At 45.7% G+C, this 15,537-nt stretch carries 13 protein-coding genes and 2 riboswitches; of the genes, 9 read left to right on the top strand and 4 right to left on the bottom strand.

Features of this window, described 5'->3' with window-relative positions; translation table 11 throughout:
* The first annotated feature begins 311 nt into the window (after nt 1-311).
* From ACYQ2N_RS21055 to ACYQ2N_RS21035, 5 genes are all read left to right on the top strand, one after another.
* Nucleotides 312-2,981, top strand: a complete 2,670-nt coding sequence (locus ACYQ2N_RS21055; RefSeq protein ID WP_460001397.1) for a molybdopterin-dependent oxidoreductase — start codon at nt 312-314, stop codon at nt 2,979-2,981.
* Nucleotides 2,982-2,994: 13 nt separating this feature from the next.
* Entirely contained in the window at nt 2,995-3,591 is a 597-nt protein-coding gene (locus ACYQ2N_RS21050) for a 4Fe-4S dicluster domain-containing protein (RefSeq protein ID WP_460001396.1), read from the top strand.
* 15 nt (nt 3,592-3,606) lie between these two features.
* Nucleotides 3,607-4,494, top strand: coding sequence for an NrfD/PsrC family molybdoenzyme membrane anchor subunit (gene nrfD / locus ACYQ2N_RS21045; RefSeq protein WP_460001395.1), 888 nt, complete (start codon nt 3,607-3,609; stop codon nt 4,492-4,494).
* A gap of 133 nt (nt 4,495-4,627) precedes the next feature.
* Nucleotides 4,628-4,861, top strand: a complete 234-nt coding sequence (locus tag ACYQ2N_RS21040; RefSeq protein WP_460001771.1) for a DUF1847 domain-containing protein — start codon at nt 4,628-4,630, stop codon at nt 4,859-4,861.
* Between the two features lie 19 nt (nt 4,862-4,880).
* Nucleotides 4,881-5,016, top strand: a riboswitch (molybdenum cofactor riboswitch).
* Nucleotides 5,009-6,031, top strand: coding sequence for a molybdopterin-binding protein (locus ACYQ2N_RS21035; RefSeq protein ID WP_460001394.1), 1,023 nt, complete (start codon nt 5,009-5,011; stop codon nt 6,029-6,031). It overlaps the preceding riboswitch by 8 nt.
* On the opposite strand, the gene ACYQ2N_RS21030 is transcribed toward ACYQ2N_RS21035, so the two are convergent.
* The 3 genes from ACYQ2N_RS21030 to ACYQ2N_RS21020 form a co-directional block, all read right to left on the bottom strand.
* Nucleotides 6,032-6,625 (bottom strand): class I SAM-dependent methyltransferase, encoded by a 594-nt coding sequence (locus ACYQ2N_RS21030; RefSeq protein ID WP_460001393.1) that lies wholly within the window; start codon nt 6,623-6,625, stop codon nt 6,032-6,034. It abuts the gene before it with no gap.
* Between the two features lie 68 nt (nt 6,626-6,693).
* Nucleotides 6,694-8,019 (bottom strand): VWA domain-containing protein, encoded by a 1,326-nt coding sequence (locus ACYQ2N_RS21025; RefSeq protein WP_460001392.1) that lies wholly within the window; start codon nt 8,017-8,019, stop codon nt 6,694-6,696.
* Complete coding sequence (locus ACYQ2N_RS21020) at nt 8,016-8,906, bottom strand: AAA family ATPase (protein ID WP_460001391.1); 891 nt, start codon at nt 8,904-8,906, stop codon at nt 8,016-8,018. Before ACYQ2N_RS21020 ends, ACYQ2N_RS21025 begins: the two co-directional genes overlap by 4 nt.
* 207 nt (nt 8,907-9,113) lie before the next feature.
* Between ACYQ2N_RS21020 and ACYQ2N_RS21015 the strand changes: the two genes are divergently transcribed.
* Both ACYQ2N_RS21015 and ACYQ2N_RS21010 read left to right on the top strand, forming a co-directional pair.
* Nucleotides 9,114-9,650, top strand: a complete 537-nt coding sequence (locus ACYQ2N_RS21015) for a CGGC domain-containing protein (RefSeq protein WP_460001390.1) — start codon at nt 9,114-9,116, stop codon at nt 9,648-9,650.
* Between the two features lie 36 nt (nt 9,651-9,686).
* Complete coding sequence (locus ACYQ2N_RS21010; protein WP_460001389.1) at nt 9,687-10,058, top strand: NifB/NifX family molybdenum-iron cluster-binding protein; 372 nt, start codon at nt 9,687-9,689, stop codon at nt 10,056-10,058.
* Nucleotides 10,059-10,444: 386 nt separating this feature from the next.
* On the opposite strand, the gene ACYQ2N_RS21005 is transcribed toward ACYQ2N_RS21010, so the two are convergent.
* A complete protein-coding gene (locus ACYQ2N_RS21005; protein WP_460001388.1) occupies nt 10,445-12,652 on the bottom strand; it encodes a sigma 54-interacting transcriptional regulator in 2,208 nt (735 codons plus the stop codon).
* A 578-nt stretch (nt 12,653-13,230) separates the two neighbouring features.
* Between ACYQ2N_RS21005 and ACYQ2N_RS21000 the strand changes: the two genes are divergently transcribed.
* Both ACYQ2N_RS21000 and cbiD read left to right on the top strand, forming a co-directional pair.
* Nucleotides 13,231-13,782, top strand: coding sequence for a DoxX family protein (locus ACYQ2N_RS21000; RefSeq protein ID WP_460001386.1), 552 nt, complete (start codon nt 13,231-13,233; stop codon nt 13,780-13,782).
* 239 nt (nt 13,783-14,021) lie between these two features.
* Nucleotides 14,022-15,182 carry a cobalt-precorrin-5B (C(1))-methyltransferase CbiD gene (gene cbiD, locus ACYQ2N_RS20995; RefSeq protein WP_460001385.1) on the top strand — a complete coding sequence of 387 codons (1,161 nt, stop codon included), beginning with the start codon at nt 14,022-14,024 and terminating at the stop codon, nt 15,180-15,182.
* A gap of 152 nt (nt 15,183-15,334) precedes the next feature.
* A riboswitch (cobalamin riboswitch) is annotated at nt 15,335-15,514 on the top strand.
* Nucleotides 15,515-15,537 lie beyond the last annotated feature (23 nt).

The raw sequence follows: 15,537 nt of genomic DNA, 5'->3' as shown, positions 1-15,537 counted from the left end.
TTTTCTCCTTCTATGTTGAAAATATCTTCTACATTCTAATCCTTCAAATTCAGAATAACCCACTTACCCTGGGTTATTAAACGAAAGTCTGGATTCATCAACGTCCATGGTTAGGCTATTTTCTATTGTTTATAAGATAGATACTTTCCCGGGGTATAGGGGAATTTTAAGAAAACGCTCATGTTCATTACGATAATAAAGGACTTGCTACATAATCTCAGAAAATGACTGATTTTGTCGTTGGCAATAATTTTTAAAAACCTATATTCTCACTTTGTAAGAGAAAGTTCGAACAAAGGGGGTTTATAGGGATGAGTACAATAAAAGAACGCAATGTTGCAGCCCGCCAAAAAACCTCTTCACGTGATGTGGAGTGGGTGCCAAGCATTTGTAATTTCTGTTCTACGGTCTGTAACGTTCGTGTCGGGGTTAAGAATGTAAACGGCAAGAAAACTGCTGTGAAAATTGAGGGCAACCCCAACAGTCCACTCAACCGCGGAAAAACCTGTGCCAGAGGTCAGGCGGGCTTGCGTCAAACTTATGATGCAGCTCGTTTGACAACTCCTCTGATTCGAGTTGAAGGTTCGAAAAGAGGGGAATGGAATTTCCGCCCTGCAACGTGGGATGAGGCATTCGGTTATGTTATGCAAAAACTACAGGAACATCAGGTTCAGCCTTGGGAGATGAGCATGGTCGGCGGCTGGACTTCGTGTGTGTTCTATATGCCTTTGGCCTTGTCTTTCGTTTTTTCCACCGGTATCCCGAATATTGTGGCTTCGCCAATGCAGCAGTGCGTAGCTGCCGGCCACCTAGGCAATGATATGGTTACCGGTAACTTCAATTTCCATGATGAAGTTTTGGCCGATTTTGAAAATGCCAACTATATTCTGTTTTCCATGACCAACTCCGGGGTTGCTGCTGCTTCTACGAGCCGATTAGTTCGCTTTGCTGAAGCGAAGAAGAGGGGCGCGAAAGTGGTAGTCTTAGATCCTCGTCAATCTGAGCTGGCAGCCAAAGCTGATGAGTGGCTTCCGATTAAACCAGGTACTGATTCAGCTTTCTTCTTGGCGATGATTCACGTTATGCTGCGCAAAGGTCTTTACGACAAAGATTTTGTCATTAACCATACCAATATGCCTTTCCTGGCTGTGGAACATCAAGGCATGGTCGTGCCGATGATGGAAGCGAATGAACAAGGCTATCCAACTGCCTTCTACGTTTTGGATGAGATTTCCGGAGAAGTCCGCAAATTACCCGGATTCAGCAATACCAACACCGTCGATGTTGAAGGCAAAAAGCTGAAGCCTGTCTTAGAGCTTCCCAAAGGCTTTGAGATGAACGGGCAGAAGCCCAAGACCATCTTCCAGTATATGATGGAGCAATCTGCTAAATTCACTCCGGCATGGGCCGCTGAAGAAACCGAAATTGCGGCTGAAACGATTGAACGCATTGCGACTGAATTCGGACAAACCCGGCCGGCTTTAGTTGATCCGGGCTGGCATGGTGCCCGATATGAGAATATCTTAAATACCCGCCGCGTTCAATCGATTGTACAGGCACTGGTGGGCGGTTTAGATGTACCGGGCGGCTGGTTGATGTCCGGTGAATACCGCGAAAAACTGATGCATTTCGTACAAAACATGCAGAAAGGGGAGCAGACTAAGGTACTGAATCTGCCCGGCCTGCAGTTCCCGTTAGCCGCTGCTGGCAAATTCTTTGACCCTAGCCAATGGCCACACGGTCGTCCGTCTTTTGCCATGGCTCATTCTATGGCGGAGAAGGCAGCTGGGCGTCCCGGGGTTATTTTCCCCGCGTTCTCTGATTTCGGCTTGGAAGAAGCTGTCGAAGGCAAGCTTATGTTCAACGGCGAGCCTTATCGAATCAAAGCTTTGCTTATGAATGCCGCGAATCCGGTCCGCCACTTCTATCCTGAGTCCCGTTGGAAAAAGATACTAACACATCCCAATATGGGTGTTGTAGTGGCAATCGACATTGTCCCTTCTGATACTGCAGCTTATGCGGACGTAATTTTGCCAAACCAGAACTATATTGAGAGGGAAGAGCCCTTTATCTATGGTGCCGGACCCTCAACAGACCTGGCGATTACAACCCGCTTTAGTGCTGTTGATCCGCACCCGGAGACCAAAGGCACGGCGGATATTCTTTTTGCCTTTGCCATGGGCTTTGGCACTCTTGACAAATATATGGAGACCATCGCTAGTATCACTAGCTATGACCTTAAGGATATTCAGGAAGAAGTGGGTAAGGCCGTTAAAGGGCAACAGACTTTTACTAAAGCCCTTCGCAATGTTTCCTTCAAATATCATGCTAAAGTCGTTGGCATGACTCCTGAGAAACTGGAGCAAACCCTGCGCGAGCAAGGAGTTCTGGTTATCGAGAAGGCCGAGAAACTTCTCGAACACGCGGCCATAGCCCGCCATTTACCGGTTCCGACTCCATCAGGCAGGATTGAGATTTATTCCTTGATGCTTGCTAATTTCGTGATGCAGCAAGGATACAAAGTAAACTGGGATCCAGGTCTTGTTTACTTCCCACCGGTAGTAAACCAAGAAAGAAAACCTGACGAATTTTACTTTACCTATGGTAAAGTGCCCACAGTGTCATACGCTTCCACGAACTCGAACAACCCAATTCTCATGGCCCTTTCTAAGAACAAAGAAGATGAGTTTATGGGACTTTGGATCAACCCCCAGAAAGCAACCATGTTAAATATTAAAACCGGGGATACCGTTACCGTAGAAAACTTGCAAAGTGGGCAGAAAGCACAAATCAAGGCTTTCGTTACGGACATGGTACGCCCTGACACTGTATTTATGTCTTCCTCATTTGGAACTGAAAACCCGCTGCTTAAGAATAGCGCCGGGGTAGGAACTGCACTTAACAAACTGGTGCCATACCAAGTTGAGCCTATTGTCAGCGCGTTCCGTTCGCAAGAGTTCACTGTGCGAGTAACGAAGTAAGGGAGGGAAAAACATGGCACGCTATGGAATGGTTATAGATTTGCGCTCGTGCGTAGGCTGTCAGGCCTGCAGCGCTGCCTGCGCTTTAGAAAATCAAACCCCTTATTGGTCAGATAAATGGCGGACCAAGGTAATGGATATCCAAAAAGGTGAATATCCAAACACCTCTCGTTACTTTGTCCCCACAATCTGCATGCACTGCAATGAGCCGGCATGTATGACGGTATGTCCTTCCAAAGCAACATTCAAAAATGACGAGGGTTTTGTTTTAGTCAACTATGACACCTGCTTAGGATGTAAAGCCTGTATGGCGGCTTGTCCCTACAATGCCCGTTACGTCTATGACAAAAACGATGTGCGCCAAGCTCAGGAAATTTATGGAGACAGCGCCCAACACGGTCATGTCCACATTGATAAGTGTACTTTTTGTCAAGACCGTATCGCCCGGGGAATGGAGCCTGCGTGTGTATCAACTTGCCCCACTCTTTCGCGCATAGTAGGGGATCTTGATGATCCAACAAGCGTAGTGGCCAAAGCTGTTTCCACCGGACAGGCCAAGCCTTTGCGACCGGATTTAGATACAAACCCGCGCGTATTCTACATCTACTAAGGAGGGGATTGAATTATGGCAAAACCCATGCACTTGGAACGTCAAGAAGCGTATGAATGGCCAGTTTCCGTCTATTTGCTCTTCGGCGGCTTTGGGGGAGCGCTTATGACCTTGGCCTTCGTCTTCCACTTTTTTGCGGCAACTGCGCCCATGGTTGGTCTGTCAGTCTTAAGTGGGTTAGTAATGTTCGCCATAGCCGGAGCTTTTTTAGTATTCTTCGATTTAGAACGCCCGCTTAATGCCATTTACTCTTTGAATAACGTTGCAAAATCAGGTATATCCTGGGACGTCGTCTTAATTGCACTCAACTATGTTTTCGGTATTCTCTTTGTTTTCCCTGAATATGCGGAGCTTCTTGGTTTAAGCGGCTTTGGCTCAGCCCTTGCTCCTTATCAAGTATTCTTCGGTGCCCTTGCTGCGATTGCAGGATTCTTGTTCCCCATCATTTCCGGAGGCTTGCTGGCAGCGCCTGCTGCTATTCCGCTGTGGCACACTCCTGCACTTCCGCTTCTCTTTCTGGTAACCAGTTTCGCTCTCGCCCTCTCCTATGTAGGAAGCTTATTTAGTGAGAGCGGTACAGTTTATACCGCTCTCACAGGCGGTATCTTGGCTCTCAGCCTTCTGGTTTTCGGAATTTCCCTGGCTTACTTGGAGCATACCCATAACGGCCCAGTCGAGGCCAAAGAAGGAATGCACAGGATGCTCAAGAAAGCCCGGTTCGTTCTACTCTATCCTTTAGTCGGATTAGCTTTCCCCCTTGTTTTCAGTGTATATCTCTTTTTCGCAGGGGTCAGCTTTACCTGGGGTTTACCTGCGCTGGCCGTGGCTTTCTTCCTCGGTGGCTTCGCCTTACGCAACTGTGTTGTGAACAACGGGGTTCAGATTTATCCCTGGCCGTATTAATTTGGACTGCCGATTCCTTTAACAGTTCTATGAATCTAAATTATTTCTTAACGGGCATAATGAACAGGCTGTTGGTTACATTACTACTAAAAATAGCAAGAGGGATGAAATCCCTCTTGCTTATTTTTGATTAATTGGGATAGCTTTTTGCGTTACCCTAATGACAGAAGCGCAAAATTTCGCTAAACTATTAGGAGAAGCAGGGCTTGACCCAATTCCAGTTTGCTGTCGGGTAGGGGCTGTCGATTACTGTGATATAACTGCCGAGTGTGAAGCCCCGGTAACCACCCTCGTGGTCAAGGATCGTGTTTTAGACCATAACCCGGTACAAGCACTGCGTCAACCTAGTGGTCTACTTTCAGAGTAGAAGCTCATACCGTACGCACGCAGCACAATACTCCCGAGCCCTGGCTCCTAAAGGATTGTTCCCATGGGCCACGGCCGTTTCAGCAAACTGAAACCGGGGTATGCTTAGAAATGAGTATGCCTTCCCATTTGTAAAGGAGGACAGACAATGGAAAAAATAAGAGTAGAGGACGCAGTCGGAGCAGTTCTCGTCCACGACATGACCCAGATTATTCCCGGACAGAGCAAAGGCCCCCGCTTTCGCAAGGGCCACATTGTACAGGCAGAGGATATCCCTGTGCTGTTAAGCATGGGCAAAGAACACATTTACGTGTGGGATCAAACTAAGGGGTTGGTGCATGAGGATGATGCCGCCCAGCGCCTAGCTCAAGCCGTATCAGGCTCTGGTATTGAACTCAGTTCTCCGAAAGAGGGAAAAGTGAATTTAACTGCGGCCTATGACGGACTTTTATATGCTGATCCTGAGGGGATCTTGACCCTTAACTCCTTGGAATATATAGTTCTGGCTACTCTCCACAACCACCGGCCTGTTACAGCCGGGCAAAAACTGGCCGGCACACGGGTCGTACCTTTAATGATTGAGGAGAAGATTGTGGCTGAAGCGGAACGTCTGGCTCAGACTTTTCCTGAACCCATTATCCATGTTAAAAGACTCAAAAAGTGGAAGGTTGGGGTCGTGACCACCGGAAGTGAAATTTATCACGGGCGCATCCAGGATAAATTCGGGCCGATAGTGCGCGCTAAAGTAACTAGTTGGGGCTCAGACGTGATAGGGCAGACTTTTGCTGATGATGATGTCTTTATGATTCAGGAACGCATTCGCGAGCATTTGACCTCAGGGGCCGAAATAATCCTGGTGACCGGCGGCATGTCGGTCGACCCGGATGATGTCACTCCTACTGCGGTCAAGGAAATGGGAGCAGAATTAATAACTTACGGCTCCCCTGTTTTACCCGGCTCGATGTTCCTCTTGGCTTACCTCGGCGAAGTCCCGGTACTCGGGCTTCCCGGGTGCGTAATGTATTCTAAGACTACGGTTTTTGATCTGGTGGCTCCTCGGGTTCTCACCGGAGAACGCTTAACCAGGAGCGCGATAGCCAAGCTTGGTCACGGCGGTTTATGCTTGGAGTGTGAGGTGTGCACATATCCTCATTGTTCTTTTGGAAAATAATTATTGTCCTTTGAAGAAGTCCTTCGATTCGCGTTTATTGGCCTTAATTAACACGTGGGCAGGCTCAAGCTTCTCTGTCCAAACAGTGGTAAATCCAGCTTCTGATAAAATAGACTCCCATTCAGCCTCACTTTTTCTTTCATGAAGGGACGGCCCCATGGGGGTTTCTTTCTTTTGCCACTCAACGATCCACAGTTGCCCCTCTCGCTCAAGAATCCGCTTTGCTTCATGTAGATAAGCTCCTGGATTGTGCAACTCATGCAGGACATTCGCAATTAGGGCAGCCTCAACGCAAGCATCAGGAAGGGGGATGTTTTCACCCACAGCTAAATAAGTGGTGATTTGCGCTCCTACTTGTCTCTCAGTAGCTGCGCTCTCGAGAAAGTCCAGCCTCTCTTTTTCGATATCGACAGCTTCAATTTTTCCATGCGATCCTGTCATTTCGGCGGCCCTGAGAGTAAAGTATCCGTACCCGCATCCTAAATCAGCCAGATGCTGCCCCGGGCGCAGGCCGAAACGTTCGAGAATCCATAGTGAGGGCAACATCTTTTCCCGTTCTTCAAAGTTTTTTAAGAAATTATGCTTATGAGCCATAGTTTAATCTCTCCCTTAGTTATAATTTTTGTGTATTTTGCGGCACGTATTGTGTTCGAATGGTGGTCCTAAAATATTCTGCGCGCTATCTCCCGTAGATCATCTAAAGTGCGGCAGCGGTAAACCTTGGTGCAATAGGGAAGATAATGCGGCAAGGAGTTGTCTCGTTCTGACCATTCCGCGATGTTCAAAGGATTAAGCCAAAAAATATGGCGTACACGTTCTTGCATTTGGGCTAAGTATTCCGTTTGCGGCTGCCTGAAATTATTCTTACCATCTCCCAAAATTAAAACCGTAGCCCGGGAGGAGATCTCAGGTAATACTTCGTGCGCAAAACTCCTAAAAACCTGACCATAATCGGAAAATCCCGATGTGCCGAGGCGGCCCCAGCTTTCAATTTCCTCTTTTAGCTCGTTCATATCCTTATCCCACACTTGTCCGCTAACGTCCCAAATGCTGTCAATAAAGAAGAAAAGACGGATGCGCTGGAAACGGGCATGCAAACGCCCTACTAAGTAGAGGAAGAATTCTGAATAGGGAGCAACTGAATTAGAAACATCGCATAAGACCACTAGTTCCGGGAGTCGGGGGAGTGCCCGGCGGTGTAAAAGGTGAAAAATAAACCCGTCTTGCTGGCAAGATTTTTTGACAGTCTGGGCAAAATCAAGGCTGCCGCGGCCCTTCGCACGCCAGCGCAGACCCGGACGCACCGCCAACTTCTTGCCGAGTTGGCGGATTGCTGTCTGCACCAGTGTTTTTTCCTCAGCTGCAAGCGCCTGTAACGGCTTATGCCGCCAGTACTGGCGTTTTAACGGTAGCCAACTGTTTTCTATTTCCACTTGCTTAGCCAATAAGTTCTGGCGCACATCTCGTTGCAGAGCCAACCCTTGCTGATGAAGGAAGAGGTACTCATCTTCGATAATTTCTCCCCGCTGATAAGCGAGGTCGACTGAATTAATCCAGACATAGTAATCGAGATGAGTGAGGGCTTGCTTCAAGATTTGATCAAATTCTAAGACTTCTTCTCCTGGCCCTGTGGAAGACGGGACATACGTGAAGGAAGCGAGACCTGCGAGGGACGGAACTTTGCTGATAGAACCACTTCCATGCCCATTGCTTTGTCCGCCGCTCCCATATGGGCTATTCTCAAGTGCTGCTAAAGAATCACTTGTTTGTCTTTTTGGAGGTGGAACTGCTACAAAAGTTTCCCACACCAAATCAAAGATTGAAACATCCTGAGGACGGTGAATAAGCATCGAACGCAGCATTACCCGTTCCGGGATATCTGGAAACCTGTTTAGGCAGAGAGCTGCTTCAGCCCAATCCTGACTCGATACAGGCAAGCCTGCCGCACGCAGGGCCTTTACTAATCGCACTGTCTGCCAGCCGTTCATGTTTTCGAGCTCCGTTCAAGCACAACGGTTTCGTTTTGCCATTGTTTTATTCTTTCCTCTAATTTGGCAATATCTTTAGGGTATTTCAGCAAAATGCTTAAGGTACCAAGTAAATTATTAAGTTCAAGCCTGTCCATATTCAGAGTGTGCAAAGCCCTGGCGAACTCAAGGCTCTCAGACACGCTCGGCAATTTTTTAAGTGGTATTTTCCGTATTTTCGCCACAAATCTACATACATCCTTAACCAGAGTAGCAGAAACTTCCGGAGCTTGCTGCTCAATAATTGCAATTTCTCTTTCAAGTGAAGGATAATCAAGGTTAAGATGGACACAGCGGCGTCGGAGAGCATCACTAAAGTCACGCGTATTATTGCTGGTCAAGATAACAACCGGCTTGGTGTGAGCGGAAATTGTTCCAAGTTCCGGAATCGTAACCTGAAATTCAGCTAAAAGTTCAAGTAAAAAACTTTCAAATTCCTCATCACTTTTATCCAATTCATCAATTAATAATAGAACCGGATCAGGAAAAAGTAATGCTTGTAACAGCGGTCGTGCGAGCAAAAACTCCTCTGAGAAAAGATTTATTTTAATGTCATCCCAGTTCCCGCTTTTAGCCATTTGCAAACGCAGAAGTTGTTTGGCATAATCCCAATCATAGAGAGCTTTGCTTGGATCGAGTCCTTCATAACATTGTAAACGAATCAAAGTGCGTCCACTCGCGCGCGCGAGCGCTAAGGCAAGTTGAGTCTTGCCCACTCCGGCAGGTCCTTCTAAAAGACATGGCTTTTCTAAAGCCAGTGCCAGAAAGAGGGTGATCCCGGCTTCGGGATCTAAAAGATAACCTTCTTGTTTCAATGACTCAGTTAATGAGCTAGGTGAGTTCCACATACAGCAGCCTCCGAACTATAATCAGTGTTCAAATGAATATTATATTTTCTTCGAGCAAAGTGTCCTTTTTTATTTTAACATGAATTTCCTCTTAGCCGAAACACGAAAATCAATTAACCTAGTTGACAAGTCGATTACGGTCGAGTTATAGTAAATTTGCAAACACCCCCTAGGGGTATTTTGCTTGTCGCACCTTGGGAGGGATAAATGTTGAGAAAGATTGGAATACTAAGATGTCAAAAACTCGAACCAATTTGTCCAATGGCTGATTGTCTAAATTCCTATTTTCATAAAACAGATGCTTTTGGAACTCATGCTCAAGCTGTCAGAGATGATCTGCAATTAATTGGTGTGTCTACCTGCGGAGGGTGTGTCGGCAATAAAGAGGCTGACAAGGCTTCGACCATCATCGAGCATATGGTACAGCACGGAGTAGAAACTCTCTTTCTCTCGAGCTGTCTCATTCGTCATGAGTTCTTTCCTCCCGGACTTGAGCATAAACCTTTGGATGAGGTGGAAGGAACTGTCCGCTGTTTCTTCGCCGCTGATAACCCGAATGCTGAAGCTCAGGCTCATGATGTGGCGTGCGCCCTCTGTGCAGGGAGTCTTGAAGGAGCTTGTCCCAATAAATTAGCCTTCCAAATCGTGGAGAAATATAAAGAGAAGTTAGAAATTGTCACTGGCACACATTATGAACATTTTCAGAGCCAAAATAGTGTGCCTAAGGAAACAGCCGGAAAGTAAGGAAATATTACAAATAAAGTAAAGGAGTGATACGTTTTGGCTAAAAAAATTGCTGTCCCAAGCGCCGGAGAAATTGTCAATGCCCATTTTGGAAGAAGCCAGGCTTTTACCGTTTTTAGTATTGAAAATGGAAAAGTGGTAGGGGAGGAGATTCTCGATACCAGAGGTTTGGAACACCAACATGCCGGCATCTCCCAAATGCTTCAATCCAAAGGAGTAAAGACTGTGATCGCCGGAGGGATCGGCCCTGGTGCTATTCAAGGATTAGAATTCGCAGGTCTTGAAGTGTTGAGAGGAGCGAGCGGGTTAACCCGTGAGGTAGCTGAAGCTTATGCCAACGGCACCTTTACCGGAACTGATGCGGTCTGTGATCACTCTCACGGTCATGACCATCATCACCATCACTAAGAACTCGAATAAAAGTTGAGCGTGTAAGAGATTGCTGACTTTTTGAGATTGCACAGTTTCCAGAAACGCTTTTTAGACTGCATAGCTTTTCTTTCAGAAGGAAAACTAACCTTAGCTGTTTGATTAACAGGCAATTTAGATGTTTTACCCACTGAAAGGAAGAGAGCTATGGGAAGCAGGAAAAAGGTATCTAGGCCCAAATCCCCAGTGACAGTAACAGACCCTCATTACACGGAATATGACATCCAAAAAGAACGCAATATTCAAGCCCTTAATCCACGCCCGACTAAAAAATGAAAGGAAGTGCTGCGCAAGCAGCACTTCCTTTCATTATCTTTACTATGGTTTATAACTTCTCCCGAATTATCTTCGATTTTATATAATTCCTACTGAATTCCGAGCCTTTTTAATTTTTTCCATAAGCCGGTACGCGTAATTCCCAGGTAATGAGCAAGAGCGGTTTTATTGCCGCCAAATTCTAGCAGCAGGCTTTCCATTCTATCTTTGTCAGATTCGAGCGAGCCTTTAACTGGGATATTACGGATATCCGGCGGCAAATCATTAAGATTGATGGTCAAACCCTCAACAAAAACGAAGAGCCGATTAATAACGTTTTGTAGCTGGCGTACATTGCCAGGCCAGGGGTATTTTCCCAAATACTGTTTGGCCTCAGGAGACAAGCGTTTAAGCGGGGTGCCGTGGCTTACGGAGAGATGGTTTAACATATGATCAGCCAGTTCAAAAACATCCTGGCCGCGTTCTCTTAAAGGGGGGAGTCGAACCTCAATCGCGTTCAAACGATAGAGTAGGTCTTCGCGGAATTCCCCGTTTTTCACCATTTGGTTAAGATCCCGATGTGTCGCGGAAATAAAACGCACATTAATCGGAATTGGTTTAACCGCGCCCAGCGGTTCAACTTCCTGCTCCTGAATTACGCGTAGAAGCTTGGCCTGCAAGTCAGGAGACAGCTCTCCGATCTCGTCCAAGAAAAGGGTTCCCTGGTCAGCCAATAAAATTTTACCTTTCTTCCCACCTTTGATCCCGCCGGTAAAAGCACCCTCCTGATAACCGAAGAGTTCGGATTCAAGGAGATTTGCGGGAATGGCAGCAGAGTTGACTACAATAAAGGGTCCAGGACCAGGGACACTGAACTCATGAATTGCTTTAGCGAACAATTCTTTACCCGTCCCAGTTTCTCCGGTGATTAAGATGGGAAAATTGTATTTAGAAGCAGTTGCGGCCCGGTGAATCGTATCTTTCATAATTTGAGAAGAGCCGATTATGCTATGGAATCCTCGCGGGGTTCGATCTCCCTGGGGTTGTGCCGGTTTAATCCGTAAGTGGGAGCTTGAACGCGAGATGATTTGCCCCAGCTGCTCGGACGCGGACTTAAAGATACCGGCTGTAGGGAAAGATAAGGCCTGTTCATCTGAACTCACACCTGTGAGACAGGCGATGATCCCTCCTTCATTGTTTTCGATTGGAACATACACAATCGCCGTAAACCCGCTTCCCTTAAGGCTGTCTTCCACATGCTGGTAACGAGGATCAGCCAAGTTAAAGGATACAACACTCTTGGAACGCAGCATTTCGGCTACACCGCCGGAAACATTAATGGGAATCCATTCTCCAAACCCTATCAGCTCTTTACCAGCCTCGGCAATACAAAGACGCTTTGTTTGCGGGGGGTCAATCAGAAAAACCCCGACGCGGTCAAGCTTCGAGTTTTCGCGTAGTTGATTACAGTACTCTTTTAGAAATAATTCGAGATCTGACTCGGGCATAGCGTTAATAACGGTATTCAGAAGAGCAGCAGAGGCCAGGGTTTGATATTCGTGCTGAAGGGTTATCCCTGCGTGATAAAATGGCTGAGCTATAAGTTTACTGATAAGATCAACTAACATCGCATCTTCAATTTGAAATTCGCCGGGGCAGGAACTTGCTAAAAGAATAGCACCCACAGCACCGTGATCAAACATAATCGGTACCCTGAGTATTGACTTAAATCCAGTTTGATAAAGTCTAGGATCTTCGTTCAAGAAAAAGGAATCCGGGGTTAAGTGTTCTACCAAAATAGGTGCTTCATGTTGGACAATCCAACCTAAACCGTTATTAGTAATGTTTGCATAGGCAGTATGGAGTGTGCCTACGATATCTATCCCAATCGAATATTCATAGGTATATTTACGCAGGCTGGGGTCAACGCGCAGAAGGTCAAAACGTTCAAAAGTGAGAGCACTTTGGATAAGGTCGACGATTTTTTGCGTAACTACGTAAGGGTCAGCTGTAAAATCTTCTGATTTTTCTTCAAGAGAGGCTGGAAGGGCATTTAATAATTCAGGCTCATCCGCAACCAAAATCAAGGAGTGTTTATCTCCCTCAACACAGAAAGTCTGAATAAAGAAAACCTGTCCCAGGGAGTTAACCCAAGACTTAATTGTTCCCCACTGTTTGGCTTCCCGAGTAACCTCCCAGAACCTAGAATTAACTTGAGTGAGTAAATTCTCGGCGAATTTATTCACCTGGATGACATTGTCGTCCGAATCTATCCGAATCAAGGCGTAAGGGAAACTGTCTAAAAGCTCTTTTTCCATAAATTCGCTCCTTCCTGAAAGAGAGCGGGCTAGTCTAATGTTAACTAAAACCGAGTTAACACCTAGGTTTAGTTAACACATTCATTAATAAGTTTTATGTTAACATAAAGTATACGGTTTCAGCAATTAAATTACAACTTGTTACATTAGTATTATTAGGCTTGCGCGCATTTAATACCACGGTAGCTTAAGTGAAACTTGGAACGAGAGTATATGTACAATAGTTAACGATGTTAACAGGGATATGTGAAAGTTAACACTATGTCATGTAGTAAAACCCTAATAATAGTGGGTTTTAGAGATGGCACGGTTTTTGCTATTAATTTATCTTAGTACTTCCATACTGGAAAATACAAAAGGTGCTCGTTATCCACCTTATTGTATGCCAGTGTAAATGATATCCGGGTTGCTTGAGCTTGCACTAGTAATTTTTATAACAATAGAGCAACCAGATATCAAAAAAATATTACGAGGGGGGGATAATTTAAGAAACCTAAGTTATTCAGTCATCAGGCTTATCACGTGTCTTTATTTTAACTAAAGTTTCAAAATAATATTAATAAGGAGGTTTTGTATTTATGACTGCTTATTTTGATGCAGTAAAAGCAGAATTAAAGGATTGGAAAGCGGCCCTTCTAGTAATTATCTTCACAGTAGCAAGACTGATTTATGGATGGTCATGGGTTGAAGCTGGATTTCACAAGTTAGCATGGTTTAGTGATGGTAAACTCAATTCAGCTGGACTGATTAAAGGGCTAATTGCGAATTTAGCAGGTGAAAAAGTTACTAAGTTTGATCCACTTGGTATTAACAAAGCATTTGCTTGGATCGCGGACAATATCTTTTTAACTATGCCAGGGTTGACTGATACCCTAGTCGTTATTTTGGAAATTTTAGTTGGGGTAGTAATGATTCTAGGGTTTAGAGTATTCTGGGCTGCTTTAATTGCCTTCTTTATGAATGTTCAGTTTATGGCTGCCGGATCATTTAATAACTTCGGTTATATTTGGACGAACTTAGCAATGTTAAAATTTGCAAAATATGCTGAGCTTATTGGAATAGATGGATTCCTTAGATTTAAAAAAAGTAAGCAATTATTACAGACCGGGGATAAGCAGCAAACTGTATAGTTTCCTTTAACTAATTAAATTTTTGACATAGAAAAGCCTTAGAAATGAACTATCTAAGGCTTTTCTTATATTTCTGCCGGGTTTTTTTCTTCGTCCGTGATTTTCGGTTCGACAATGTTTTCCTTCACATAAGGTTCCTTAAGGAAGGATTCTTCGCAAATACAGAGAATAAAAGGATGATGGTTAATGAACAATAGGACCAGATTTCTTGAAAATCCAAGGTAATGGGAAGGATAAACATGACAGCAAAAGATCGGCATCAATGGCGCGAGGGATATACCACCGGGAGCAGCGCAGCGGCAGCGACTAAAGCAGCATGCCTGCAGCTTCAAAGCATCCTCAGCCAAAATCTTAAGAACGCTCCGGGTACAGGAACACTCATCACTCACGTTAGTATTCCTTTACCAAACATGGCGCGCCTAACGATTCCTATTCACACGTGCCAAGGGGATGGCGTTAAAGCGCATGCGTCCGTACTTAAAGACGGCGGCGATGATCCGGATGTAACCAATGGCCTTGAAATTAAGTCGGAAGTTAAGTTCTTATCCCCACACGGACCGGTTCACATCACAGGCGGTCACGGAGTTGGAACTGTGACCAAAAAAGGATTAGCGCTGCCTGTGGGAACAAGTGCGATTAATCCGACACCGCGCCTGATGATAGAACAAGCAGTACGCGAAGTTTTTCCCACGGAAGAACTTGAAGTGGTAATCGAGGTGCCACAAGGGGAAAAAATTGCACAGCACACTCTCAATCCACGCCTAGGCATTGTGGGCGGGATCTCCATCCTTGGAACCACCGGGATCGTGAGGCCTATGTCGGAAGAAGCATTCAAATCTTCGATTCTGCCGGAGATAGATCAGGCAGTTGCTTACGGTTACCGGACAGTGGTGCTTACTCCTGGGAATTATGGGTTCCGAACGGCAGTCGAAAAGATGCAAGTTCAGCCTGAAGCGGTTATTCAGATGAGTAATTTTGTCGGCTATATTCTGGAGGAAGCTGCCTACCGGGGGATCAAACAGGTATTATTACTAGGGCATGTCGGCAAACTAATTAAGATTGCGGGTGGGATTTTTCATACCCACAACCGAGTAGCTGATGCCCGTTCTGAAATCTTACTCGCGCATAGTGCGCTGGCCGGGATCAAGCAATCTGTCTTGAGTGAACTCGTTCAAATCCCTACAGTTGAGGGAGCAGTTAAAGAACTTTTGTTGCTTGGACATCAGGGATTAGTACATAAACTGGCTGCCTTGGCCAGTTCCAGAGCGCAGGCATTTGTGCATCAGGAAATGACTGTTGGTACGGTCTTAACCCTGCTTGATGGCACGTTTGTGGGCTGGGATGAGGAAGCACGAAAGGTTGCTGCCGCTGAGAAGTGGACGTGGCCTTCTGGAACGTGAGTGATTAAATTTATTTAACGAAGCAGGATTTTAGTCTTAGATCACGAATAGTAATATACTGCATCTAATTTTGATAGACTGTATTCCATCTGTTGCGAACATTCAACGGTTGTTGGCAGATGTAATATGGATTACGGCAGTTAATTAAATTCTTAGAATAATTTTCTTAAGGTCCCTCACTGAGAGGGGTAATAGGGAAGCCGGTGTAAATCCGGCGCGGTCCCGCCACTGTGAACAGGGAGTTTCCCCAAAACGGCCACTGGCGCAAGCTGGGAAGGATGGGGAAAACGATGATCTGAAGCCAGGAGACCTACCTTAAGATATTTCCACAGACCTACGCGTGATAGGTGATGTG

Source organism: Paradesulfitobacterium aromaticivorans, from assembly GCF_054657415.1.
Note: the sequence above shows the minus strand (reverse complement) of the source record. Positions and strands in the feature narration are given on the sequence as shown.